We start from the raw sequence: 23,759 nt of genomic DNA, 5'->3' as shown, positions 1-23,759 counted from the left end.
GGCTCTCGGGATTGTTGACGAGTTGATCGGCCGTCGACTGCCGGACATAGACATAGGCACCGCGCGCGAGATGTTCAGCGGTGATGATCTGCCTCCCGTCCCGTCTGGCTCACCACCGCTTCCCTCAGCAAGGTCTCGATCAGCGGGAGGGTGCGTTCCCGGACTTCGCCTGGAAGACTCGATGGCGGAGCCTTCTTGGAAAACAGGTCTGGCTGGTCGGTTCGGCATTGCCTGCGCTGCATGGTCGTCTCCTGGCTGGCGTGAGTCGCTCTGCAGAAAACGCAGACATGCATCGACCTCGCGGCGCAGGTCGCGCAGGCATGAAAGGGGAAAACGGGGCGCCTCGCGAACCGCCATCGTCAGGGCGATCTCTTCCGTCATCCAGATCGGAATCAGCGCCAGGCTGCCATCCGGTTGTCGCCCGACATAGGCCGGCTCACCGCAATAACGCTGACGGCCTGTGACGAAAATCTCCCCGCCCGAACGTGGATGAAAGGCGTAACGGACAATCTTCTTTGCCTCGCCATCCTGATAACGGGCATTATGAGCCCAGTCCGACCGGCCTGGGCAAGAGTTGGATCGCCTGCGCGCTGGGCCATAAAGCCTGCCGCGAACGAGATTGCGGTAATGGCGCCGAGCCGGGGATCGACATGAGTATGCGGCATGCTTGGCTTTGACGTGCATCTGCGACAAGCTGGCGCCCAAGCTCGGTGGCACGGATGCGAATGCTGCGCCAAGCTTCCAACATCGGTAGCACGACAGCAAGCTCGCTCTGATCGATCACCTCGATGTCCCGACAAAGCCGTGCCCGAAGGAGGCTCGGAAAATCAAGGTCGCGGGCTCAGTCATCGCGGATTTCAGGCGCTGACGGTTTGAAGGATGATTTTGAAGGGGTTCGTGCCAAAGCTAGAACGCCGCTGTTGGACGACAGCATGCCGCCGTCGAAACGGGCGACGACGGACTTGCCGCCGACTGATGACAAACCGCTCAGCGGCAGCGTAAGATCGTTCATGGTGGGTGTGGTCTCCAGGAAATGTTCGGATCGGCTGAAGCAACCAAATCCTACGCCATCTCAATGGCTTGCGCCCCATCCACCAACCCCCATGAATTTTTCACGCTAAGAAAACGAGACTGGGCAAATAGATGGATGCGACCCGAAAATTCTCAACAATGGTGACCGACGATCTTATCGACGGATATGGGCACATGAATATGGTGCACTATCTGGGAGCTTTCAGTAGAGCTGCGGATGTACGGCTCGACGCCGCGATACGTCCAAGTCCGGATGGCTCGATTATCTCCGGCCTCGTCACTGCCGAAGCGCGGGTCGCTTACAAGAAAGAAGCGATGCGCGGCGACGAGTTGCTCCTCACTACTTGGATAGCCGACCTTGACGAAAAGCGTGTCCATGTCGCGCAAGCGATGGTGCGTGGAGACGGAACGTTACTATCGACAGCTGAACAGCTTTTTCTGAATTTCAACCTGCTATCGCGGCGCGTAGAACCATTCCTGCCGGATGTGATGGCCGAGCTTGGACGCCGTGTCGAGGCGGACAGCGGTACATTCGACCCGGGCATTGTCAGTCGCCGAATGGGTATACCGAGAATAGGTTGAATTTACCTGATCTTTGTCAGTCTGTATCCGCGGCACCTTCATGCGTGTTCGTGAGGAATTATCAAAGCTGAGACGGGCGTCGTCGCCCGGTCGCCATGATTCTGCATCCCGGCAAGACGCCGACGGGCAAGGAGATCCGTGGCCATCTGCGCCGTCTTGTGCGGCGCATCCGCGCCCGCTGGCCGACCACCCGTATCCTGGTGCGTGGCGATGGCCATTACGGCCGGGCGCAAGTCACGGCTTGGGGCGAGGGACAACGGCATCGACTACATCTTCGGACTGCCCGGCAACACGGTTCTCCAGCGGCTCGTCGACGAGAGCGCCGACGACGTCCGCACCCGCCGCGCGAGCGGCTATGCCGAGACCCACTACAACGCGAAGTCCTGGAACCTTGAGCGTCGCGTCTGCGCCCGCATCGAGGCAACCGCGACGGGCCTCGACATCCGCTTCGTCGTCACCAATCTCGACAGGCTCGGCCGAGCACCTCTACGACGTGATCTACTGCGCCCGCGGCCCGGCGGAGAACCTGATCAAGATGCACAAGAGCCAACTTGCCTCCGACCGCACCGGCTGCCGTTCGCCGATCGCCAACCAGGTCCGCCTCGTCCTGCACACTGTCGCATACTGGCTGATGCTCACCCTGCGCCAGGCGGTGCCCACATCCCATCATCTCGGCAGAGCCGAGTTCGCCACGTTGCGGCTCAGGCTCCTCAAGCTCGGCGCCCGCGTCATCGAAACCGTCTCGGGCGTCCGCCTGGCCTTCGCCGCCGCCTGTCCCGAGGCCTGTTGCGGGCGCTCGCCAGCAATCTGCAGCCCGCTGGACCATGACCGCCGGGGCAGCAGCCCCCGTTGAACCAGACAACTTCAAACCCCCGCGCGTTCACAAGTCCAGACACAGCCGCGGTGAAAAAGACGCCCCGCCGCCACCTGTCGGCCGATTAGCGCCAAACAAACCCAGAGGCGTCATGAATAAGACGGGCTTCTGTAACGGGCCTCGTCTTGTCAATCTCTCGTAACTTATCCGCTGCCGCGGTCTTGCTTCTGTCCGCAGTCGGCGCTTTGGCCGCTCCCCGGCCTCAATCGCGACCGCGACATGATCGCGGCGCGTAGGATCTGATCGGGATCGGCTGGCCAATCTAGGGACGCGCAGTCATCAAACGAGCCGCTCCCGTCACCGTCCCGGCAAGGGACGTCGTAACGGCAGGAACTGGTGTCGATGCCCGCCGTGGTCCTCCTTATCCTTATCCTCTTATCGAACGCTTCACGACACGACTGCAGAAGGACGGGCTGTCGGCAGAAAGCGCTCAGCGCTGCGCATCATCTGGTGCAGAACCACCGCCAGCTTGCGCGCAAGTGCAAGCTTGGCCTTTCGCATCCCGCCCCGCTTCGCCACCGCAAGCGCCAGGACTTCAAGGCCGAGCTCTTGACCGGTCGCGTCAGCATCACGTTGGCCGCCTCGTAGAGCGCCACACGCACCCCATGGTCACCGACCTTGGAGACGCGCCCCGTCACGTCTGTCTCACCAGACGGATACTTCCTGGGCGTCAGGCCAAAATGGGCGCCCACCATCCGGGACGAGCGAAACCGCGGCGGGTCGTCGATGGCCGCCGAAAATGTCAGCGCTACCAAAGCCCCGACCCCCGGCACGCCCATCAGGTTGCGCACCTGCGCATCGCGACGTGCCAACCGACAAGACGCTTCTCGATCGTCTTGAACTCGCACAGCAGCACCGCACGGGTATTGAGAAGAGCCTCGACAATCTGCTGCAGCGTGTCATGGTGGGCGACCAGTTCGCGAACCCGCCGCTCAAACGTCGCCCGCTATGAGAAGGGCGCCATGATCTCCCTCAAACCGCAGATTTGCCGAATGGGGCGAGGTCTTCGGGCCACCCTGTCGCCCTAACCGCAGTTCTTGATCGCCTGCTTCACCACGCCGTCGTTATCCAGATCGAGGGATCAAGCTACCGCCTTCGGCAGCACGCCATCTCGTCCCCGAGTCTGGCTCTAGATCGGGTAACGGGCCTCTGGCGCCGCGGCCAGACTTTCGGTTGAGGCGGTCGTCCCTCACAATGATGGTGTGAACGGCTTCATGGCCGAAGCCAGCGCCAAACATCAAGGAGAGACGACCGTGGATTGTTATGCCGGGATTGATGTGTGATTGGAATGCTCAAGTGTCTGTGTGCTTGATGGGAAGCGAAGGTGGTGAGCCAGCCGGAGACGCTAATTGCCTGGTTTTCGGCGCTCGAAGTACCGGTTGCCTAGATTGGCCTTGAGGCAGGCCCGCTGTCGCAATGGCTATTTGCTGGGCCGCAGGCGTCCGGCCTGGCAGTGGAGCCACGTGCGCGACGCCTTCAAGGCGATGTCGGTGAAGACGGATCGCAAAGATGCGCGCGGCATTGCACAGCTCATGCGGCTTGGCTGGTTCCGCCCATGCACTGCAAGTCACTGCCGGCACAGGAGGTCCGCGCCCCTGCTGACCCGCGCAAGCTCCTGCAGTCGAAGCGGCACGATGTCGAGATGAGCATCCGGGGGGTCTTGCGCGGCTTTGGCCTGAAGGTCGGCCCGTCGACCCCGAAGATGGTTAGCCGCTACAATCAATATTTGACGACCGCCCGGAGGCGCATTATGAATCCGCCCGATTCGATGCGCGATGAGCATTTGAAAAGCCCATGACCATGAACGATTCCGGTCTGACGCGTCTGCGGTGACGATTGTCTCTCAGTGAGTTGAGAGGGTAAAAAGAACTAGGAAGTCGGTCTAGATTAATCTTCTCGAAAGCTTGACCGAACCGCACTGCGCCTGTTGCTCGGCCATTTCTGGCTCGGGCGCAACGATTCACATCGCGTCGGCGTCCACCACGAAGATATGGCCGGACATTCGCTTGCCAGTGTCCGAGACAAGGAAGAGGATCATGGCTGCAATATCATCCGGTAGCACACCCGTCCCCATAGACGACTCCGCCATCCAGCGGGCGCGGATCTCCTCGCGGTCGACGGCCAGATGAGAAGCTTTCTCGGCGATCAGCCGCTCCAGACGATCGCCTTCGACAAAACCTGGGCAAATGACATTGACGCGTATTTGTGAAGGGCCCAGCTCCTTTGCAAGGCTCTTGGCCAGTCCGATAACGCCCCATTTCGAAGCGTTGTAGGGTGAACGTCGCGCATAACCCTCCAGACCCGCGGTCGACGATATATTGACGATTGCTCCGCCACCCGCCTGCCGCATGAGAGGCGCGGCAAGACGGGCAAGCACGAAATGGCTGGTAAGATTGATCGCCAACGTCCGGTTCCAAGCGTCCAGCGTCATGGATTCTGCCGATTCGATCGGACCTGCTATCCCGGCATTGTTGATCAGGATGTCGATCCCACCCAGCCGCTCGACCGCAGTTGCGAAGAAGCGCTCAGTATCGGTCGCATCGGCAAGGTCACAACACGTCGCGCCAATGGCGGGATGACGGTGTCTCATCTCTGCAATCTTCAGTTGATCAACGTCGCACACCTCCACCCGTGCTCCAGCTTCCGCAAGTGTCTCGGCGATAACACGACCAATACCGGAGGCCGCGGCGGAGACGATAACTCGGCGACCAGAGAGGGAGAGGGATGGGGTCATTGTGCTGCCGCCCAAATTTCTAGAGGTCCGAGACACAGTCTCTGCGAGCGTCGCTAACGTCAAATGTTGTTTATAGATTCGAGCCATCTCGCATTCAGATGCTCTACCGCGCCGACGTCACACGGTCCGAGATGGCTGTGTGTAGTCGCAGGTCGGAGATCTCCTCCCTGCGACGGGGCGGTAGAGCATCTGAATGCGAGATGGCTCGAATCTATGAACCTTTTGCGTGAGATCCTGATCCTCTACATAACCTCCGATTGGCACAATGACCTCAACGCTATCCGTCTCTGGCCGCTATAATCTCTGACGTACCTCTGGATTGGTCTTGCTATTTTTGTCCGGCGCACCAAGGGCAAGCGTGATCGGGTGGCACCGCTCCTCGAGGAGACCGGCGCTGCGGTCGCCGACTACATCCTGCGCGCTCGACCGAAGGTGGATAGTCCGTATCTGTTCCTGTCCTTCACGCCGCCCGTGGGACCGTTCAAGTGCGCGTCGCCTGTTTCGAGGATCGTGCGAAAGCGGTTGCGGCATGGCGGGTCGAACTCGGGCGGGTCGCAGGTGCGCATCTCCTGCGCCACAGCCTTGCCACCCAACTCGTCAGGCAGCGAAGGCCGATCAACGAGGTCGCCGATCTTCTCGGGCACCGGAGCATCAACACAACGGCGCTGTACGTAAAGGTCGCGGCCTCGCAGCTCGCCGAGGTCGCACTCCCTTTTCCGGGAGGCGTCGCATGACCGCCTTTGCCCGATTCCTCGGCGAGAAGGCCGAGCGTTACATCGAACTGCGCCGCTCCTTCGGCTACGCCTTCAGCAAGCAAGCTGGCACGTTGCGGGCTTTCGTCCGCTACGTTGAGCGCGCTCAGCTCGATGCGCCCGCCACCCGGACGATGGCGCTGGATTTCGCCTTGTCGTTCGGCGCGCCGCCAACAGCCGCGCCACCCGTCACGGCGTGCTTCGCCGATTCTACGAGTATCTCGCTTTCTATGACGTCCGAACCGAGGCCTTGGAGCGCAGAGCTTTCCCCAGATCCAGAGCGATTCCGCCTCCGCGTATTCTCAGCGAGGCTGAGTTGGCGTCGCTCACCGACGCATGCGCCCGCATTTCGCAGGCACCCCGCTCAGAGGGCGGACCATGGCGACGCTGATCGGATTGTTGGCGAGTTCGGGGCTGCGATCGGGCGAAGTGGTCCCGCTTGATCGTTCCGACGTCGATCTGGCCAACGGGGTCCTCCTCATTCGGAAGACGAAGTTCCGCAAGGATCGTCTCGTTCCAGTTCACACGACAACCCAGGCTGCCCTTGGTTGCTATGCCCGTGAGCGCGATGCCGCTTTTCCCATGCCCAAGGATCAGGCCTTCTTCCTCAGTTCCCGGGGCAACGGCCTTTCGGCGACTGGCCTGCAAAACGGCTTTGCTGAGGTCCGTAAGCTCGCGGGCCTTGATGGCGGCAAGCCGTTAAGGCCGCACGATCTCAGGCACCGGTTCGCCGTGACCCGCCTCAGCCTCTGGCACCAACAGCGCGCCAACGTTCAGGCGCTTCTGCCTCTGCTTGCCACTTATCTCGGCCACGCCAGCTACAGCGACACGGCCTACTACCTCACTGGCTCTGCGGATCTTCTCGCTATTGCGGCGGAGCGCGCCTTCCTCGATGAAGGTGCAGCATGAGCGAACATTTGCTCCTGGCCCCGCTCCTGGAGTCCTATTTTCGCCGGCGCTTGACCAAGCAGCGCAACGCGACTCCCGCGACCGTGGCCAGCTATCGCGACGCCTTGCGCATGCTGATCCTCTTTGCCGCCGCCCGGTTGCGGAAGAAGCCGGCGGCGTTGACGCTCGAAGAGCTTGATCGAGACCTTGTTCTCGCTTTTCTCGACGAACTCGAGGAGAAGCGGAACAATTCCGTCGCCACGCGCAACGCCCGCCTGGCCGCGATCCGATCTTTCTTCCACCACGTCGCTGCCGCCGACCCGGCGTCCTTCGGCGTCGCCCAACGCGTGCTGACGATTCCCATTAAACGGACGCACATTGAGGTGACGTACCACCTCACCACGGCCGAAGTGGACACCCTCATCGCGGCGCCCGATCCACAGACGCGCCGTGGTCGGCGCGACCGAGCCTTTCTGCTCTTCTTGGCACGGACCGGCGCCCGGGTCTCCGAAGCCACCGGCGTCAACGCAAACGACCTTCAGTTGGAGCGGCCGCACCCGCAAGTGCTGCTGCGCGGCAAGGGGCGCAGAGACCGCGTCGTCCCCATTCCTAAGGACCTGGCGCGAGCGCTGACAACCTTGTTGAGCGAGCGCGGGATCGCCCATCACGAGCCGCGACCGATATTCGTCGGCGCCCGCAACGAGCGCCTGACTCGTTTCGGAGCCACGCCACATAACCATTCGCCGGCGATCTTTATGTCTTCCGCGGCCGCAGCGGCAATCTGGTCAAGATTATCTGGCATGATGGGCTCGGCATGTCGCTGTATGCAAAACGGCTCGAGAAGGGCCGGTTTCTATGGCCGTCGCCGGCGGACGGCACGGTTTCCATATCACCGGCACAGCTCGCCTACATGCTCGACGGGATCGATTGGCGCGTCACACGTTCCGCCCTGAGCTCGCGGGCTGAGTTTTTCTTTGAGTTTGCGCCATTTTCCGCGAGTCAGCGGACGCGTTTTATGATTCAGTCCAGGGCATGGTTGCCACCGCCCAGGATGCCGTTCCGGACGATATCGGCGCGCTGAGGGCAGCGCTGACCGCGGCGCTGGCCAGAGCCGAAGACGAGGCCGCCCGCGCTGCGCTGGTCGAGGCCGAACTGGCGGTCGCCAGGGCCAAGGCATCGGATGATGCGGCGCTGATCGCCCATCAGCATCTGCCAATCCGGAAGCTGCAGCGGGCGCTGCATGGTCAGAGTTCTGGACGTTCCGCCCGCCTGCACGACCAGATGGAGCTCACCTTCGAGGAACTCGAGAGCACGGCAACGGAAAGACGAGATCGCCGCCGAACAGGCAGCGGCGCGGACCACCGAGGTGGCGCCTTACATGCGCAAACGACCGGCGCGCCAGCCATTTCCCGAGCATCTGCCGCGCGAACGCGGGCCGGCGCCGACCGCTTACCATTGCTGCGGCGGTCATTGGCTGCGCAAGCTGGGTGAGGATATCACCGAGACGCTGGAGGTGGTGCCGCGGCAATGGAAGGTGATCCAGCACGTGCGGGAGAAGATCCTATGGGCGACTGGATAGCAGCCACCGCTCTTGCGAATGTGTGGTTGTTACAAACACCACTCGGGAGCCAGGCATGCAAACCGGTCAATTTGAAACTTCGATCGCCATTCGCACCGAACTCTGCGCGATCTTCGTGTCGCTGGAATTGAGCAGAACACGGTGGTTGATCACATCTCTTTCGCCGGGAGGGGGAGAGAAAATGTCGAAGCACTCAGTTCTGGGAGGCGATGTTGCGGATCTCCTGAAAAGGCTCGCAGAACTCCAACAGAAGGGGCGATCGCGCACCGGCAAAACGTACCCCGTGGTCGTCATCCAAGAAGCCGGTCTCGACGGATTCTGGATCCACCGCACACTTGAGAAGAATGGAATAGAAAGCTGGGTAGTTGATCCTGCTTCGGTTCTGACGTCCCGAAAACATCGGCGGGCGAAGACCGATAAAATTGATGGGGAAACCTTGGTGCGGACGCTTCTGGCCTACAAGCGAGGTGAACCAAGGGTGTGTGCGATGGTCAGGGTTCCCACTCGTGATGAAGAGGATCGTCGTCGAATCTGCCGAGAGCGAAAGACGCTGATCGCAGAGAGAATCCTGCACGTAAACCGGATCAAAGGCTTGCTGTTCGCACAAGGAATTGGCGACTACGAACCGATCTACCGAAATCGCCGCGCTCGACTGGAGGAACTGCGAACGGGCGACGGACACCCGCTGCCACGTCAAGTTAAAGCACAGATTTTACGGGAACTTGATCGTCTCGAAATCCTCCTCGCACAGATCAAGGAGGTTGAAGCAGAACGGGACGCGTTGCTCAATGTCGCGAGCGACTCTATGCCAAACCCGGCGTCCATGATCGTGCAGCTTAAGGGTATTGGTGCTGAAGTCGCTGCGGTTCTCTGGTCGGAGGGGCTCTTCCGCAGCTTCGATAATCGCCGCCAAGTCGCTGCCTATGCTGGCCTGGCGCCTACCCCTTGGCAGAGTGGCTCTGTAGATCATGAACAAGGTGTCGGGAAGGCTGGTAACCCGCGACTTCGGACAGTCATGATCCAGCTGGCATGGCTATGGCTACACCATCAGCCGAATTCGGCCCTCAGCACATGGTTCATGGAGCGCGTGCAACGAAACGGCGGACGCGGGAAGAAAACCGCGATAGTCGCGCTGGCAAGAAAGCTTCTTGTAGCTCTCTGGAAATATGCCGTTCATGGAGTGGTCATTGAAGGCGCAAAGCTGAAGGCGGCCTGATTGATGAAAATCGCCTCAATCTCCCGCAGTGGTGCGGGCAGATCCAGACAGGACAAACCGAAGGGTGAATATGGCGTCACGCGCCGACGAGAAGAAGGGTTTTGTCCTACCGAGCCTCCGCCTACGAAAGAGGGATTTTGGTGCGGCCGATAAAAAGCGGCGACCGTATGTGAGTTTGGACTGGTGGAAGTGCTCCAGTCAGATGTTGAGCTCGAGCCTGGATACTGGATCGATGGGAGTGCCGAACATGCGTTTTTGAACCCGCTTTACATTGACGGGCCCATGTGAGTTCACCTGCCGCGACTGCGAGGCGATTAGCCAGGCTCCGGCGCCGTTCCACGCCACCCGCGCGGCTGGGCCGGTCCTGGCCTGCCGGCGATGATCCTGTTCGAGAAGTTCGGCCAGCATCAGCCGCTCAACCGGCAGGCTGAACGCTATGCCCGCGAAGGCGTGCCGCTCAGCCTGTCGACGCTCGCCGACCAGGTCGGCGCCCGCGCCGCGGCGCTGATGCCGCTGTTCAAGCGGCTCGAAGCCCATGTGCTGGCCGCTTCACGTCTGCACGGCGAGGACACGACGGTGCCGATCCTGGCCAAGGGCAAGACCGATACCGACCGATTATGGACCTATGTGCGTGATTATGCGCACCCGATGATTATGCGCAGCTCATCGGGACAGGAGCGTATAACGATCGGTTTCCCGAACGATTTCCAACTGGTCCGGCGGTCGACACCGGCTTTGACTGGCCGTCATGGGCTGCAGCCGGTTGACCGTACGCTCCTTCATGGCGAGACCGCCTGAAGGCATATGTGCGTCGTGGCGGGGCTCTCATGACCCAGCCATAGGGCAATGAGGCTGATGTCGACGCCGGACTGCAGAAGATGCATTGCCGTGGTATGGCGGATGGTGTGAGGCGAAATCGAGCGACGCGCCAGTTGCGGGTAACGTTCCGCGGCGGCCGAGACCGCAAGTTTAAGGCGCTGGGTGACGTTCGAACGCGCCATGCATCTTCCGCCTCGGTTCGGAAACAGGAAGTTCTCCTCGCCGGCGTAGTCCAACCGGCGCTTCCAGCTACGGATCAGGTTGGCGGTCGTACGCCAGAGCGGCACGGTGCGGTCTTTGCGCCCCTTTCCATGCAGGTGCGCGACCGCCGAGCCATCGACGGCGACCTCGCCGACGCGCAGGCCGATGGCTTCAGACACGCGGGCGCCGGTGTTGTACATCAGACTGAACAGTGCGCTCACCTGCCCATGTCCGCGCATCCGGCGCCTCAAGGATCGCCTGCATCTCCTCGCGTGACAAAAATCCCAGGACCGGCTGGTCGAACCGTTTCATCGGAATGGCCAGCACCTGTTCGATGACGGGGAGCGCGGTCAGATCGTAGTGGGCGGCATACTTAAGCAAAGAGCGAAGTGCCGCCAGGCGGGCGTTGCGAGTACGGGCGCCGTTGCTCCGCTCCTTCTCCAAGTGGTCGAGGAAGCTCAGGATCAACTGCGCATCGAGGTAGGCCAGGGTCAGCCGGGTGGGCGCCTTTCCAATCGTCGCCTCGGCGAAGTCAAGCAACAATCGGAGGTATCGCGGTAGGCGGCGATGGTGCGCGAACTGACGGCCCGCTGATTGCCCAGATGCTCGACGAAAAAGCGTTGCAGCAGGATGGGGAAGGACGATGCCAGCTTGGGGTCAGTCATGATGACCCCCTCCAACGGTAGAGGCGAACAGCTCGAACCGTTTGCCAGCGACCACCATGAGTTCCGGGACGCCGGTCAAATACCAATAAGTATCGGAAATCTTGGCGTGGCCGACATAGGTCGAGAGCGCCGCCATGGCGTTGTCGATATCGGCGCCATGCTCGTGCCAGAGCTGGATACGGCGGCAAATGAAGGTGTGGCGCAGGTCGTGAATACGCACCTTGCCATGGCCGCCCCGCGCGGTCCAACCAAGGTTGGTGCGAAGCTTCTGGAAAACCTTATTGATCCTCCGCTTCGCGATGAATCCGCCCGCCGGAGACAGGAACAGCGGTGAGTCCTCGGTGCGTGCACCATGACGCGCCCGAACCGCCAGATAGCGCCGTAGCTTGGCTACGACGGTGGCGTGTAGGGGCACATGCCTGGATTTGCAGAACTTCGTGTTCCGAACCGTAAGGAACGCTCCATCGAGATTGAGATCGCTGCAGCGCAGGTGAAGTGCTTCTGACCGGCGGAGATCCTTAGCGGCGATCAGCCCAAAGATCGTCGTGTAGGTTGCCGGCCGCAATCCGCCCTCTGGGGCGAGGCGCGAAGCAGTGGTCACAAGGTCGCAGATCTCCTGCTCCGAATAGATGTGCGGTGCGAGGCGGCGATGTGAACGACCAAAGGTCGCGGTTTGTGGGAACTCGGTGCCGGGATCGAGCCGGGCAAGATACCTCGCGAACGGGCGAAGGGCCTCGAGGCGCCGGGCCCATGAGAAAGGACTGGCCCGTTTGGCCTGGCCTTGCACCCAGTTCAGGACGATATCGCTAGTGAGCGGGCCACTATGACCGCGCTCGTCGGCAAACAAGGCGAAGGCGGTGATTTGATGGCCCCGCATCCTGAGGGCGAAACCAAGGGCGCGGCGTTCGGACAAATAGTCCTCTGCCAGCGAGAGCATGGTGCGCGCGCCGGTCATTGCGCGCTCCCCGGCCAGGGTAGGGCCACGGCTGCAAGATTGGTCAGATCGACCTTTGCGTAAATGGCGGACGTGTCGAGGCTTCGATGCCGCAGGATGTCCGCAATCTCCTTCATCGGCGCGCCGGCGCGCCGAAGTCGGCTCGCCATGCTGTGGCGGAGAATGTGGACACCGGTCCGCGCGCTACCATGCAATACTCGCGCAAGGCGGCCTTCGCCGGGCTTCACCGGATGGGTACTCTCAAACCAGCCCAAGCTGCTGTGGTAGAAGAGCCAAGATGCTCGTCGCTATGGGCGGCTATCTCATCCGCAGAAACGCTCATCCTGAATTTCAAAACAGATGGGGTGATTGGGTCTGGGCCGAACCCGGATGCGGGCGGCTGCTCCTATTGGGATGTTAGAACGTGGTCGCTTTGGAAGGCCACAAACATCGGGAAGGAGCAGCCATGAAGTATTTTGCCGGACTTGACGTGTCTTTGGAAGAGACCGCGATCTGCATTGTGGACGAGAGCGGCCGAATCATGAAGGAAATGCGTTGCGCGAGCGAGCCTGAAGCTTTGAGTGGAGCGCTGGGCAATGCCTTTGGCCAATGTTAGGCTATAAAATCTTGCGTCGACGTGTTTCAGATATGTTCGGTGCCGGCTGCATCAGCGCCCCATTGGTCGAGGGCCGCCGTAACCGTCCAAGATGGTCGCCGGCATCAACAACAATGATCTGACCAGTAATGTTTGATGCTTCCGTCAGGAAGAACAGCGCAGCCTCGGACATCTGTTCCGGTGTGCCTGCCTGGCGTAGAGGCGTACGCTGTGCCTCGTCTTCTTTCATCTTGTTGTATTCAATTTCGCCGATGCCATTTAGCATCCAACGGGTTTGGATGAAGCCGGGGCAAATGGTGTTCACCCGAACGGCAGGGCTGAGCCAGCGTGCGAGCGTCACGGTAAGAGTATTTAAGGCGCCCTTCGACAGCGCATAGGGCACTGAGCTGCCGTCGCCGGTAAGGGCGGCATTGCTGGACACATTTACGATCGCGCCGCGTTCTTCGCTTTCCTCCCATAGTCTCTTCATGGCCGGAAACACAGCACGGCTCATCATGAAAGCGCCGGTGGTGTTCACGCGAAATATGCGGTCGAAATCTTCTGGTGTAACGTCTTCAAGGTCGCCGTCTTTTTGGAACTTTGTGGTGGCAGCGTTGTTGATAAGGCCGTCGATGCGTCCCCATTTGCTCAGAGTCTCGGCGACAAGTTTGCGGCAATCTGCATCTTGCCCCACGTCGGCCTGCACAACGATTGCTTCAACACCTTGTGCTTTAACTTTGGCATAAGTCTCACCGGCTTCCTTCTTGCTTCTACTATAGTTTATCGTAACGTTCCATCCCCGCGTTGCGAGATCGATGGCGCAACTCGCGCCCATGCCGGTTGCAGACCCTGTCACAATTGCCACTTTGGTCATGGTTTTTTCCTTTAAAAAATTGACCCCGCTCTATGAAGCTAGTGAGCGCAGTTAGGTTGGCTCGTGGAATGTGATTCGGGCGGCGCCCATTTGCCTTGAATTTGAGTCTCTTTCAGCGCCTCATGCGATAAGTTAAGTCTTGGAGCAAAAGTCGTAAACGACAGCACATCATGTATACAAGGTTTGGGCTTGTTCCTCTTACATCGCGACATTGGTGCTCCAATTTTGACAACCTAAGTCCTCCTTTCTATTGGTGTCACATAAGTCGGTAGGACTGGAGACCGTGCAGTTAAGATAGACCTCCTGGGATTTGAGCTGGCGACATTTCCTCTCAGCCGAGGCGTAGGCCGAAGCCACTTTGCCTTGTGGACAGTCCTGGGTGCATGCCGCGCATTGTCGTTCGCCTGATTTGAATGCTATGCTAGCATCTCCTTACCTTTCGTCAAATCTAAACTCGCATAGAATTGTTAAATTCTGATGCAATATTTAAGAAACGTGTCATTGTTTGCATGGCTCTTGCCGCGCAAGAGAGAACCTGATTTTTTCACCTCCCGATCGGGTGCGGTCATGTGTCCGGCGTGTTGATGCTGCATTGATAACCGCTGGCCCTGATGGAAGTTCGCGGTTCGGTCTCAATCACTATTAGGCGGTAATGATAATCCGCATGGCTATCGGCAGGTTTTCCCATCCCCGGTTCGACCGGTTGGCACCAAGTCTCATTCACCCTTACGATCTCTGGAAGGCCTGTCGCTCTCCCCTATCTCAACTAATCCGTGATCCTCGCTGCTGCGCCGCTGTCGCGGGTACCCTGAAGGTTTCCTGCCTCGTCATGATCGCCCATGCGATCCGAGCCATCTTGTTGGCCATAGCGACCGTAACCAGACGCGGCGGGCGACGCTCAGCGACCATTGACACATTGTGCGCCAGGCGCGCTTTTTGCTCGCGTAGCGAAGCATGCCAGTCGCGCCAATCACCAGCATGCGCCGGACGTAGCGGTTGCCCCGCTTTGATATCCGACCCAGCCGCTCTTTGCCGCCACTCGAGTTCTGCCGAGGGACGAGGCCCAGCCATGCCGCGAACTCGCGACCAGACCGGAAGAAGGAAGGATCGGGAACCGTCGCCGCAATCGCGGATGCGGTCAGCACACCTAGGCCGGGGATCGTCGCCAGTCGCCGGCTCATTTCGTTCTGCGTGTGCCAGGCCTTGATCTCGGCGGCATAGCAGAAAAGTGCTGCACTTCATCCGGACTGAGGAGGATCGGCAGCTTCTGTGGCTTCTTGGAAGCGGCAGGACCTCGTCAGGCACCCAGTCTCTTTGGAGCGTCACCTTGTAGAGAAAACGCAGCGCCGAAATGGCGGTGTGGATCGAGCCGGCGCCAGCTTCTTCTCGTTGGCCAGGCTTGAATCACAAACCAGCCTCCGCCGAAATCCCAATTTTCCGATTTTCCAAACGGCCTCTAAGAAGGTTCCAGACCTCCTTACGCTCCCAAAGCGGATCTATCTGGATCAGCGCCGCCTTGTAGGGATCGGTCAAAAGCGTGCTCGCCTTTCGGGCGCTGGACGTAAACTGGCTTCCGGTGCCTGGTAGCTCATAGTTCATCCGCACGGCGACTGAGCCCATCGTCCTCTGCTCCCACGCATCCTGCAGATCCTTGACGAGAGCAGCATAGACTTGCTCGTCGGGAAGGTCGTTGCCGTCCCAGGCACCAAGCGCTGTCGTATTTCGCGGCATCAGCGTCAGCAACGTTTCCTCATGGATTGCATTGAACATCATCCGGCCAATCGGAAACACGAATGTTACTACGAGTAACAATAGCGGTTGGAGTACTAGACTAAGTCAACACCAATAACCGATCCGTGCACCAACGACCGTTTGCTATCCTTTTGAGTCTTCTGTAGTCTCAGATCGTGAGACTCACCCTGTAATCCGTCAGGAAATCTTGCAGGGTCAGGATACACTCTACCCTCCTGAGGTTGTCGGTCGCATCGAGCAACGCGCGGGACCGGTCGAGGGACAACAGCGGCGCCACTGCCGCATTGCGGTCATTCAGCAGCGCAGTGAAACGCGTGCGCAGCATTCTGTCATAGGTGGCATCCTGGATAGCTGGGTACGCGCTCTTTACTCGCTGCACCACCGATTGCGGGAGCAGGTCCGCGGTGGCGGCCCGCAGCAGGCTCTTCTCGCGCCCGTCGAAAGTCTTGTGGGCCCACGGGGTGCCGAACACGTACTCGACGAGACGGTGGTCGCAATAAGGAACCCGCACCTCGAGACTCAAAGCCATGCTCATCCGGTCCTTGCGGTCGAGCACCGTCGGCAGGAAACGCGTGAGAAAGAGGTAGCAGACCTCGCGCATGCGACGTTCGTGCGGATCGGCCGAGGCCGGCCCGGTCAGGGTCGGCACTTCCGCAAGTGCCCTGCGGTACTGTTCGTCGAGGTAGCCGGGGAGGTCGAGTTTTTCGACCAGGCCGGGGTCTAGGGTCCGCCGTACGATATCGTCGCTGTCTTCGATCCAGGGAAACGTGTCGCGCTGAACGTCCGCGGGATCGTGGAAGCAACGGTAGCCGCCGAAAAGCTCGTCCGCCGCCTCCCCAGACAGAGCCACCGTCGAGTGTTGCCTGATGGCCCCGAACAGGAGGTAGAGCGAGCTATCTATGTTGCCGAAGGTCAACGGCAGGTCGCGGGCGTGGACGGTGGCGGCCCGCACGTTCGGGTCCATGAGTTCGTGCGCGGACAACGTGATGTCCGTGTGGTCGGTACCAACGTATTTCGCGACCTCGTGCACGTACGGCCCGTCGGGTGTGGGGTGCCACGGGCCGGGGATAAAGTTGTCAGTGTAGCCGACGAAGTCGACGGCGAAGGACCGGATCCGTTCGTCGCTAAAGCGCGCGGCCAGTGCGGTCATGGCTGAGGAATCAAGCCCGCCCGACAATAGTGTGCACAGCGGCACGTCGGCGATGAGCTGCCGCTGGATCGTGTCCTCGAGCAACTCGCGGACGCGCCGAACGGTGGTAGGCACGTCGTCGGTGTGCCCGCTATCGGTGAGATGCCAGTAGCTCATCTCCTTGATGCCGTCGCGGGTCACGCGGACGATGTGGCCGGGCCGTACCTCACGCATGCCGCGGAACACGGTGCTGCCCGGGTCGGGTATGAAGGACAGGGTGCGACGAAGCCCGTCGGCGTCCATGGTCGGTTCCGCGAGCTTATTGGCGAGGATCGCCTTTGGCTCGGAGCCGAATAACACTCCGTGCTCGGTGGGGTAGTAGTAAAGCGGCTTGATGCCGAGCCGGTCGCGTATGAGAAGCAGTTCGCGCTTGGCGGTGTCCCAGAGTGCGTAGGCAAACATCCCGTTGAGTTCGCTCACGGCGCTGCGAGGGTCGCGGTGGCCCCACTCGCGGTGGGCGCGCAGCACCACCTCGGTGTCACTGCTCGTGTCAAACCGATGGCCCAGGGCGGCAAGCCATTGACGCAGCTCGCGGTAGTTGTAAGTCTCGCCCGTGTAGACGAGCACCAACGTCGGTCGGCCGTCCTCCTGGTGCGTCATCGGTTGGCGACCGCCCTGGATATCGATGATCGCTAGGCGGCGGTGTCCCAGTGCCGCAGGCCCGTCGATCCAAATCCCCTCGTCGTCCGGACCACGATGGGCCATGGCGGACGTCATATCGGCAAGCTCCCTTCGCGCGTCGGGACTTCCTAGGTCACGATCGAAATCAATCCATCCACAGATGCCGCACATATTTTGGCTCCTTGCCTTGGGTAACTGTCGAGTCCATGACGTGGTTTGCCGATGAGCAGGCATATGCCATGCCAAATGAGAAATCGTTTCGAGGCAAAGGGATAGATCTGGCTCAGCTAAGTTGCGTATCCGACATTGTCGGACATCGGACGGCGCCGAAGTCGAAACGCTTGCGGGTTGGGAGGATATCTTGCTCGTGCGGAAGAGTGCGCCTCGAGGGTAAGCGATGCGTCGAGGCACCTTCCCGAATCGTCTTGGTGGTTAAGTCGTTCGTTGGTCGGCGCGCCGGCGCCGATCATTCCGGGTCATAATGGGTGACGTGGAGTTCGCGCAGAGCGGGGATGACGAGGGCGATGTCTTTGTACGCCCCATGCTCGATGAAGTGCGCGGTCTCCCGGACCTGCCGCGCGGCGGCGTCTCATACGGGCCATCAACCGGCAAGCGCGCTTGGCCGTCACTGCAGATGCTCGGGCTGCCGATGCTACGCCACTTGATCGCTTCGCACCCGCCGGCCCAAAGGTGCACCAGTGAGCGCGATCGATGACATGGCGCTGTCGGACGCGGTGCTGGAGGCCTGGATGGCCGCCAAGACCAACCCCCGCCCGCTGGTGCGGACCATGTCGGCGCTCGCAAGACTGGATGTGCCCGGTCATGGGGTTGGCACGCGACGTCCTAGCCAAAGGGTCTGCAACCGATCACGCCGTGTTTGCCAGCGTCGCGAGGATCCACAACCGGATCAACGAGACGCTCTTCGACAGACCGCAGGATTATGCGCCCCAATTCGCCACCAAGTACGACTTCGCCACCAAGTGCGACGCCGGCAAGAAGATTGTCGGCCGCAAGCGCCACATCGCCGTCGATACGGATGGGCGGCTGTTGATGGTCAACCTGACGCCGGCCGGTATCTCCGACAGTGCCGGGGCTCAGGCGATCCTGGATGGCATCCGAAAGCGCTGGCCCTGGGTGAAACACCTCTTCGCCGACGGCGCCTACGATCGGCTCAAGCTCATGGACAAGGCCGCCTACCTCGATTTCGTGGTCGAGATCATCCGCCGATCCGACGACCAGAAGGGCTTCGAAGTCTTGCCCCGCCGCTGGGTCGTCGAGCGAACCTTCGGCTGGATCACGCGGTGGCGGCGGCTCGTGCGCGACTACGAGAAGCGCATCGACGTCTCTCACGCCATGATCCTCGTCGCTATGGGGGCAATCTTATCCGCAGAAACGCCCATCCCTGAATTTCAAAAAAAACGGATGGGGTGATTGGGGTCTCGACCGAGGCAGATGATGGCGGCTGCTCCTGTCGAAATGTGACACGTGGTCGATGTGAGTCGCCACAAACATTTGGGAGGAGCAGCCATGAAGTACTTTGCCGGACTGGACGTGTCTTTGGAAGAGACCTCTATTTGCATTGTCGACGAGACTGGCAGGATCGGTAAGGAGGCGAGAGCGTTGAGCGACCCGCAGGCATCGTGTGACGCGCTGAAGGGGACCGGCTTGCCGCTTGAACGGATCGGCCTGGAAGCGTGCTCGCTGACGGCCCGGCTTCACCATGGACTGCACGCCGAGGGCTTGCCGGAGACCTGCATCGAGATGCGGCAGGCCAACGCGGCAATGAAGACGATGCCCAACAAGATCGACCGCAATGACGCCCGCGCGCTGGCGCAGATCATGCGTACTGGCTGGTAACAGCGGCAGCGGCTCGGCCACCGAAAATTGATATCGGCTTTGGCCGAAGAAAACGTTCAAGTCTATCCATTTACAAGCCCAGTCCCGCACATCGAAAGGTTGCCTAATCGCCAAACGGCGCGGGATGGCGCGGGCCCGGTGGCGGTAGCCCGCAAGCTCGCCGTCATCCTGCACCGCATGTGGACTGACGTGGCCGAGTTCCGCTTAGGAAAGGAGCCTACCGCGCTGGCGGCGTAAGCCGCGACGAACACCGAAGGAGCAAAAGCAGAGCTTTCGCCCGACCGGGCGATGCCTGGATCCTTCCCATTGCTGTCCGGTTAAATTGAGCGGACATGGTGCATGACATTGATTCCACTCGGTTTCCAGACGTTTCGCGGCGTTTGAGACACGAGCAGGAGTACGTCATGCGGCACCACAATAGTGTTTTTTATGCCATTCTGAAGCACGTTCCATGGGGCGCGTGCCACAAATTGCACATCGTCTTCGACCCGCACGCCGACGCCACGCTCGCGGTCGCCTTGACAGGCCAGAGGATCAACGACATCACCCCGGCCAAGCGATGCCCATCGAACCTGGCATGGCCTATGTCTTTGATCTGGCTTACTACGACTTCGCCTGGTGGGCCGAACTCGACGCCAAGGGCTGCCCGACGCCTAGGGCTGCCGCTTTGTCTCCCGTCTGAAGAGCCCCACCCGTCTCGAGGTGACACCCGAGCAGCCCATGCCTGAGGGCAACAACATCCTCTCCGACCGCATCGGCTTCCTGCCTCAGCGCATGGCCCGCTCGCGCCGCAATCCCTTCGCCGATCCGGTGCGCGAGATCACCGTGCGCATTGCCACCGGCAAGCCGATGCAGACGGATGTTGTAGAATAGCCCGTTCTTCGCATTCGGCGGCTTTTCCACAGCCTTCTGCCTTTCCGGCCTCGTTCGCCATCGGGAAGTCGCTGCTGCATAGGCAGCTTCCGCCTTCTCGACGCGGGATCGTTCTTCGGCGCGCTTGGCCGGGATGTTGTAGTCGAAGGCGGTGCCGCGTCTGGCATGGCTGGTCGGAAGGCCGGCACGCAGCTCGACCGATCTGAACTTGCGGGCGAGCAAGGCCGGCCGGGCCCAGATGTAGTCGGTATCCTTGATCAGCATGTGCCAGATGATCATTGCAAGCTTGCGCGCAGTGGCGACGGCCGCGATGTGCTTCCCGCGGCGCGAGGCGATCCGCTTGTGGAAGGCGCGAAGAGGTCCTGGCGATCGCACAGCCGCCCATGCCGCCTCGACCAGCATCCCCCGCGCATGGCCGCGGCCCTGCTTCGTGATGCGCCCGTGATAGGCTGGCCCCTCACCGGACTGCCGCATGCCGGATTGAGGCCAAGATAGGCAACGAGCTTATGTGGATCGCTGAAGCGGAACCGAACCCGTGGCGCCGCCGCTCCGTCCCGAACACCACGTCAGTAGTTGCATCGCCGCAATCCGGATTAGGCGCGCCCGCGCTGCCACGATGTCCATGCTTCCAGAACAATTTTCATGACACAGTCGTACTAACGAGTAACCGGACAATAAAATGTTCGCCGGATCTGTACAAAGGCAGCGACGCACAGCGGACAACCCCACTCGCGGCGGCTGGTCAGTTCGATCCCCGCAATGCCGCGTTGAGGCACTGCGCCAATAGCGATCTAAGATCAAGATGGGCATCATATCGATAATATTCTGTCAACGTACTGGCCAGTGAAATTAGGTTGGAATGGATCGGCCGGCGTGCTTGTTGCTCAAGCATGGAGAACCGGTCGGGTCGTAAATTTTTGCAAGACAAAAATGAAGGGAACGTTCGCATGAACAAGCTTATGACAGTGATAACTGCTGCAGCCTCGCTCGCATTTGCCTACGTGGCTTGCGCGGCCACGGCCAATGCCGGCGCCGTACTCGATAAAGTGCTCAACACAAAGACGCTGACAGTGGCGGTCGGGACGGACTGGGGGGTGATGTCGTCCCTGAACGACAACCGCGAACTTGTTGGGTACGACATCGACGTCGCGAAGGGAATCGCGGAATACTTGGGCGTGCAGGTCAAGTTCATAACGCCGGGCTGGGACGTTATTGCTGCAGGCCGTTGGAGCGGGCGGTGGGATATGGCCATGGGCCAGATGACACCATCCAAGTCGCGCGCCGAAAAATTTGCTTTCCCGGCTGTGTATGTCTACGGGCGGGCGGTCGCGCTCGTCCACAAGGATAGCAAAGCTACCAAGCTTTCGGACCTCAATGGCAAAGTAGTGGGCATCGGCTCAGGCGAAAACACCGAGCAATATGCCAATAACACCTTGGTAGCCGACTGGCCCGGCGCTAAACCTATTGAATTCAAATTCAAGGCAGGCGAGATAAAGTCTTACACAGGCACTGCATTTGAAGACCTTCGTCTCGGCGATGGTGTTCGCCTCGATGCGGTCCTTTATACTGAAATCCTTGCGCTCAACGCGATCAAGGCCGGCTATCCAATGAAGGTGCTTGGCGAGCCGCTGTACTCCACACCAGGGGCTATCGCGATTATGCCCGGCGACAAGGAATTTAACGACAAGATTGCGGCCGCCGTCCAGAGCATGAGGGATAACGGTACTCTCTCCAAGCTGTCGATGAAGTGGTACGATGGAGTGGATTGCACCGTCGAAAGATAAGGTTCACGAAACTCTAGCGGCCCTGGCCGGGCCGGGGCCGCTTTTTTAGGGGGCTGCACATGCTCTATCAGGATACCGTAGAATCCGACGTACTCGTCCACAAGCCGTTGTTTATAGCCTCCGTCTTTGCCGTTGTGCTCACAGTTTTTCTTATGTTTGACCTCACGGGCACCATTATAGGCGAAATCATGCGGCCGGTCATCGGCGAGCCGTTGGAGAGCGGCTTTTACGGGCGCTTCGCCATTGCCTTTGTGATTGCGGTCGTGTTCTGCTTTAACCTGGTACTAATCGGTTTTGCCTCGCTGAAAGTGCAAATCGGCATTGTGTGGCTCGAACTGCTCGTTCTGTTTATGGCTTTTGTTAAAGTATTCGATCTAAATCTGCCTTTTATTTGGGATAAGATACCCTTCCTGATCGCGCAGGGAGTGGTGACGACACTATATGTTTCGGCGATCTCACTGGTTTGCGCATCGGCTATCGGGATCGCTGCCGCCGTAGCGAAACTGTCAAGCAATGGCTTCGCTTACGGGGTTGCCAGCTTCTATACTTCCTTCTTCCGCGGAATGCCGCTTCTGATGCAGGTTTACCTGATCTATTTCGGCCTGCCCCAACTGGGCATTATGCTTGATGCCGTGCCATCTGGCATATTGGCGCTTTCGCTATGCACTGGTGCGTATATGACTGAAATCTTCCGGTCCGGTATTGCGAGCATCGACCGCGGTCAGTGGGAGGCATCCCGATCCATGAGTTTCGGCTTTGGCCTCACTATGCGCAAGATTATTCTGCCGCAGGCGCTTCCCGTAATCATTCCGCCAATGGGAAACATGTTCATCGGAATGCTGAAGGACAGCTCCCTGGTCTCGGTCCTCGGCGTGTGGGAGCTGACATTCCTTGCTCGCACACTTGGCCAGCCAACCTTTCATTACTTGGAGATGCTGATCACCGCGGCGGTAATCTATTGGATTATGTCCATTTGCCTCGAGCTCATTCAATCCAGGATCGAGCGCTATTTCGCCAGGAGCAAGGTAAGATGAGCGTCAGCAACGGGAGCAACGTGCGATGACGATTAGCAGGATACATCAACTGAAAAACGTCGCTAATGAGGGCAAGTCTTCGGAGGCTTCTACCAATATGTCGCGCATACAACCAGCTTCGTATCGAGAGTCACCAGGACAGGAGCAGGCGACAACGAATGCGGAAAAGATTATCGAAACGAAGAACGTCTCGAAGTGGTACGGCGCCTTCAGAGCATTGACTGCCGTCAGCCTCACCGTCCGCAAAGGCGAACGCATCGTTATCTGCGGCCCGTCCGGATCGGGAAAGTCGACGCTGATTCGCTGCTTCAACCGGCTCGAGGCGCACCAGGAGGGCGAGATCATCGTCAACGGGATCAGGTTGCACAGCAGGATGCCCAACGTGGCTGAAGTGCGCAAGAACGTCGGCATGGTTTTCCAGCACTTCAATCTGTTCCCGCACATGACGGTTCTGATGAACTGTATGGCGGCCCCGATGTGGATAAAGGGCGTGCCAGAGCCCGAGGCAAGGAAGCTCGCGCTGAAATTCCTCGAGCGCGTGTTTATTTCGGAGCAGGCGAACAAATATCCTGCCCAGCTCTCCGGCGGACAGCAGCAACGAGTTGCCATAGCCCGTTCGCTCTGTATGAAACCGACCGTCATGCTGTTCGACGAGCCGACCTCGTCGCTCGATCCGGAAATGGTCGCTGAAGTGCTCGAGACAATGACTGGTCTCGCGCGCGACGGCATGACCATGGTCTGCGTGACGCACGAGATGGGGTTCGCGCGTGCCGTCGCGGACCGAGTGATCTTCATGGATGCAGGGCAGATCGTCGAAGAGGGCAAGCCGAACGACTTCTTCACCAAGCCACAACACGAAAGAACAAAGCTATTCCTCAGCCAAATACTGTCGCACTGATTGTTG

At 60.0% G+C, this 23,759-nt stretch carries 23 protein-coding genes and 14 pseudogenes; 20 read left to right on the top strand and 17 right to left on the bottom strand.

Annotated elements, in window-relative coordinates:
- Window positions 1-74 precede the first annotated feature (74 nt).
- The 3 genes and pseudogenes from NKI70_RS24960 to NKI70_RS24950 form a co-directional block, all read right to left on the bottom strand.
- Window positions 75-242, bottom strand: coding sequence for a hypothetical protein (locus NKI70_RS24960; protein WP_352725030.1), 168 nt, complete (start codon window positions 240-242; stop codon window positions 75-77).
- Between the two features lie 366 nt (window positions 243-608).
- Window positions 609-778 (bottom strand): annotated as a pseudogene (locus tag NKI70_RS24955) (IS110 family transposase); the annotation flags it as partial.
- A gap of 63 nt (window positions 779-841) precedes the next feature.
- Window positions 842-1,012 (bottom strand): hypothetical protein, encoded by a 171-nt coding sequence (locus NKI70_RS24950; protein ID WP_352725029.1) that lies wholly within the window; start codon window positions 1,010-1,012, stop codon window positions 842-844.
- Window positions 1,013-1,143: 131 nt separating this feature from the next.
- On the opposite strand from NKI70_RS24950, the gene NKI70_RS24945 reads away from it, so the two are divergent.
- Both NKI70_RS24945 and NKI70_RS24940 read left to right on the top strand, forming a co-directional pair.
- Entirely contained in the window at window positions 1,144-1,614 is a 471-nt protein-coding gene (locus NKI70_RS24945) for a thioesterase family protein (protein WP_352725028.1), read from the top strand.
- Between the two features lie 83 nt (window positions 1,615-1,697).
- Window positions 1,698-2,442, top strand: a pseudogene (locus tag NKI70_RS24940) (IS1380 family transposase); the annotation flags it as partial.
- A gap of 433 nt (window positions 2,443-2,875) precedes the next feature.
- On the opposite strand, the pseudogene NKI70_RS24935 reads toward NKI70_RS24940, so the two are convergent.
- A pseudogene (locus tag NKI70_RS24935) lies at window positions 2,876-3,240 on the bottom strand (transposase); the annotation flags it as partial.
- A gap of 53 nt (window positions 3,241-3,293) precedes the next feature.
- On the opposite strand from NKI70_RS24935, the gene NKI70_RS24930 reads away from it, so the two are divergent.
- From NKI70_RS24930 to NKI70_RS24920, 3 genes and pseudogenes are all read left to right on the top strand, one after another.
- A complete protein-coding gene (locus NKI70_RS24930) occupies window positions 3,294-3,440 on the top strand; it encodes a hypothetical protein (protein ID WP_352725056.1) in 147 nt (48 codons plus the stop codon).
- Window positions 3,430-3,665, top strand: a pseudogene (locus NKI70_RS24925) (ATP-binding protein); the annotation flags it as partial. The gene NKI70_RS24930 and the pseudogene NKI70_RS24925, both read left to right, overlap by 11 nt.
- Window positions 3,666-3,771: 106 nt before the next feature.
- Window positions 3,772-4,175, top strand: a pseudogene (locus tag NKI70_RS24920) (transposase); the annotation flags it as partial.
- 273 nt (window positions 4,176-4,448) lie between these two features.
- Here the strand turns inward: NKI70_RS24920 and NKI70_RS24915 are convergent.
- Window positions 4,449-5,222, bottom strand: a complete 774-nt coding sequence (locus tag NKI70_RS24915) for an SDR family oxidoreductase (protein WP_352725027.1) — start codon at window positions 5,220-5,222, stop codon at window positions 4,449-4,451.
- A gap of 407 nt (window positions 5,223-5,629) precedes the next feature.
- Window positions 5,630-5,866 carry a hypothetical protein gene (locus tag NKI70_RS24910; protein WP_352725055.1) on the bottom strand — a complete coding sequence of 79 codons (237 nt, stop codon included), beginning with the start codon at window positions 5,864-5,866 and terminating at the stop codon, window positions 5,630-5,632.
- Here NKI70_RS24910 and NKI70_RS24905 point away from each other — a divergent pair.
- The 4 genes and pseudogenes from NKI70_RS24905 (at window position 5,792) to tnpB (ending at window position 7,943) form a co-directional block, all read left to right on the top strand.
- On the top strand, window positions 5,792-5,956 hold the full coding sequence (locus NKI70_RS24905) for a tyrosine-type recombinase/integrase (RefSeq protein ID WP_352725049.1): 165 nt from the start codon (window positions 5,792-5,794) through the stop codon (window positions 5,954-5,956). The genes NKI70_RS24910 and NKI70_RS24905 overlap by 75 nt on opposite strands.
- A gap of 396 nt (window positions 5,957-6,352) precedes the next feature.
- A complete protein-coding gene (locus tag NKI70_RS24900) occupies window positions 6,353-6,883 on the top strand; it encodes a tyrosine-type recombinase/integrase (protein ID WP_352725026.1) in 531 nt (176 codons plus the stop codon).
- Window positions 6,880-7,518 (top strand): annotated as a pseudogene (locus NKI70_RS24895) (tyrosine-type recombinase/integrase); the annotation flags it as partial. The gene NKI70_RS24900 and the pseudogene NKI70_RS24895, both read left to right, overlap by 4 nt.
- 125 nt (window positions 7,519-7,643) lie before the next feature.
- A complete protein-coding gene (tnpB, locus tag NKI70_RS24890) occupies window positions 7,644-7,943 on the top strand; it encodes an IS66 family insertion sequence element accessory protein TnpB (protein ID WP_352725047.1) in 300 nt (99 codons plus the stop codon).
- Here tnpB and NKI70_RS24885 read toward each other — a convergent pair.
- Entirely contained in the window at window positions 7,883-8,224 is a 342-nt protein-coding gene (locus NKI70_RS24885; RefSeq protein ID WP_352725053.1) for a hypothetical protein, read from the bottom strand. The two genes, tnpB and NKI70_RS24885, sit on opposite strands and share 61 nt — an antisense overlap.
- Between NKI70_RS24885 and NKI70_RS24880 the strand changes: the two genes are divergently transcribed.
- The 4 genes and pseudogenes from NKI70_RS24880 to NKI70_RS24865 form a co-directional block, all read left to right on the top strand.
- Window positions 8,132-8,353 (top strand): hypothetical protein, encoded by a 222-nt coding sequence (locus tag NKI70_RS24880; RefSeq protein WP_352725045.1) that lies wholly within the window; start codon window positions 8,132-8,134, stop codon window positions 8,351-8,353. The two genes, NKI70_RS24885 and NKI70_RS24880, sit on opposite strands and share 93 nt — an antisense overlap.
- A complete protein-coding gene (locus tag NKI70_RS24875; RefSeq protein ID WP_352725043.1) occupies window positions 8,280-8,441 on the top strand; it encodes an IS66 family transposase zinc-finger binding domain-containing protein in 162 nt (53 codons plus the stop codon). Before NKI70_RS24880 ends, NKI70_RS24875 begins: the two co-directional genes overlap by 74 nt.
- Window positions 8,442-8,496: 55 nt before the next feature.
- Window positions 8,497-9,657, top strand: coding sequence for an IS110 family RNA-guided transposase (locus tag NKI70_RS24870; protein WP_352725025.1), 1,161 nt, complete (start codon window positions 8,497-8,499; stop codon window positions 9,655-9,657).
- A gap of 286 nt (window positions 9,658-9,943) precedes the next feature.
- Window positions 9,944-10,293 (top strand): annotated as a pseudogene (locus NKI70_RS24865) (IS66 family transposase); the annotation flags it as partial.
- A 143-nt stretch (window positions 10,294-10,436) separates the two neighbouring features.
- Here NKI70_RS24865 and NKI70_RS24860 read toward each other — a convergent pair.
- The 4 genes from NKI70_RS24860 to NKI70_RS24845 form a co-directional block, all read right to left on the bottom strand.
- Entirely contained in the window at window positions 10,437-10,898 is a 462-nt protein-coding gene (locus NKI70_RS24860) for a tyrosine-type recombinase/integrase (RefSeq protein ID WP_352725024.1), read from the bottom strand.
- Window positions 10,849-11,220 (bottom strand): site-specific integrase, encoded by a 372-nt coding sequence (locus NKI70_RS24855; protein WP_352725023.1) that lies wholly within the window; start codon window positions 11,218-11,220, stop codon window positions 10,849-10,851. Before NKI70_RS24855 ends, NKI70_RS24860 begins: the two co-directional genes overlap by 50 nt.
- A 114-nt stretch (window positions 11,221-11,334) precedes the next feature.
- The gene (locus NKI70_RS24850; RefSeq protein ID WP_352725022.1) at window positions 11,335-12,297 is read right to left on the bottom strand and encodes a tyrosine-type recombinase/integrase; all 963 of its coding nucleotides are present in this window, start codon (window positions 12,295-12,297) and stop codon (window positions 11,335-11,337) included.
- The gene (locus tag NKI70_RS24845) at window positions 12,294-12,524 is read right to left on the bottom strand and encodes a tyrosine-type recombinase/integrase (protein WP_352725042.1); all 231 of its coding nucleotides are present in this window, start codon (window positions 12,522-12,524) and stop codon (window positions 12,294-12,296) included. The genes NKI70_RS24850 and NKI70_RS24845 overlap by 4 nt, the downstream gene beginning before the upstream one ends.
- Before the next feature lie 218 nt (window positions 12,525-12,742).
- Between NKI70_RS24845 and NKI70_RS24840 the strand changes: the two are divergent.
- Window positions 12,743-12,868, top strand: a pseudogene (locus tag NKI70_RS24840) (IS110 family transposase); the annotation flags it as partial.
- Window positions 12,869-12,893: 25 nt separating this feature from the next.
- Here the strand turns inward: NKI70_RS24840 and NKI70_RS24835 are convergent.
- The 5 genes and pseudogenes from NKI70_RS24835 to asnB form a co-directional block, all read right to left on the bottom strand.
- Entirely contained in the window at window positions 12,894-13,745 is an 852-nt protein-coding gene (locus NKI70_RS24835; RefSeq protein WP_352725021.1) for an SDR family NAD(P)-dependent oxidoreductase, read from the bottom strand.
- A gap of 789 nt (window positions 13,746-14,534) precedes the next feature.
- Window positions 14,535-14,956 (bottom strand): annotated as a pseudogene (locus tag NKI70_RS24830) (IS110 family RNA-guided transposase); the annotation flags it as partial.
- Window positions 14,957-14,970: 14 nt separating this feature from the next.
- Window positions 14,971-15,142, bottom strand: a pseudogene (locus NKI70_RS24825) (integrase); the annotation flags it as partial.
- A 7-nt stretch (window positions 15,143-15,149) separates the two neighbouring features.
- Window positions 15,150-15,488 carry a hypothetical protein gene (locus NKI70_RS24820; protein WP_352725020.1) on the bottom strand — a complete coding sequence of 113 codons (339 nt, stop codon included), beginning with the start codon at window positions 15,486-15,488 and terminating at the stop codon, window positions 15,150-15,152.
- 157 nt (window positions 15,489-15,645) lie between these two features.
- Window positions 15,646-17,478 (bottom strand): asparagine synthase (glutamine-hydrolyzing), encoded by a 1,833-nt coding sequence (gene asnB / locus NKI70_RS24815; RefSeq protein ID WP_352725019.1) that lies wholly within the window; start codon window positions 17,476-17,478, stop codon window positions 15,646-15,648.
- 813 nt (window positions 17,479-18,291) lie between these two features.
- On the opposite strand from asnB, the pseudogene NKI70_RS24810 reads away from it, so the two are divergent.
- The 3 pseudogenes from NKI70_RS24810 to NKI70_RS34035 form a co-directional block, all read left to right on the top strand.
- Window positions 18,292-18,713: pseudogene (locus NKI70_RS24810) on the top strand (IS5 family transposase); the annotation flags it as partial.
- 121 nt (window positions 18,714-18,834) lie between these two features.
- Window positions 18,835-19,161 (top strand): annotated as a pseudogene (locus NKI70_RS24805) (IS110 family transposase); the annotation flags it as partial.
- 109 nt (window positions 19,162-19,270) lie between these two features.
- Window positions 19,271-19,401, top strand: a pseudogene (locus tag NKI70_RS34035) (IS110 family transposase); the annotation flags it as partial.
- Window positions 19,402-20,076: 675 nt separating this feature from the next.
- On the opposite strand, the pseudogene NKI70_RS24795 reads toward NKI70_RS34035, so the two are convergent.
- Window positions 20,077-20,561, bottom strand: a pseudogene (locus NKI70_RS24795) (transposase); the annotation flags it as partial.
- Window positions 20,562-20,984: 423 nt separating this feature from the next.
- On the opposite strand from NKI70_RS24795, the gene NKI70_RS24790 reads away from it, so the two are divergent.
- The 3 genes from NKI70_RS24790 to NKI70_RS24780 all read left to right on the top strand — a co-directional run bounded on the left by NKI70_RS24790 (window position 20,985) and on the right by NKI70_RS24780 (window position 23,753).
- Window positions 20,985-21,821, top strand: coding sequence for a transporter substrate-binding domain-containing protein (locus tag NKI70_RS24790; RefSeq protein WP_352725018.1), 837 nt, complete (start codon window positions 20,985-20,987; stop codon window positions 21,819-21,821).
- A 59-nt stretch (window positions 21,822-21,880) separates the two neighbouring features.
- Window positions 21,881-22,855, top strand: coding sequence for an amino acid ABC transporter permease (locus tag NKI70_RS24785; RefSeq protein ID WP_352725017.1), 975 nt, complete (start codon window positions 21,881-21,883; stop codon window positions 22,853-22,855).
- 97 nt (window positions 22,856-22,952) lie between these two features.
- Complete coding sequence (locus NKI70_RS24780; RefSeq protein ID WP_352725040.1) at window positions 22,953-23,753, top strand: amino acid ABC transporter ATP-binding protein; 801 nt, start codon at window positions 22,953-22,955, stop codon at window positions 23,751-23,753.
- The last annotated feature ends 6 nt before the right edge of the window (window positions 23,754-23,759 follow it).

Origin of the sequence: Mesorhizobium sp. M0500, from assembly GCF_040321165.1 — a bacterium.
GTDB lineage: Bacteria > Pseudomonadota > Alphaproteobacteria > Rhizobiales > Rhizobiaceae > Mesorhizobium.
This window is presented reverse-complemented; position numbering and strand designations above follow the sequence as displayed.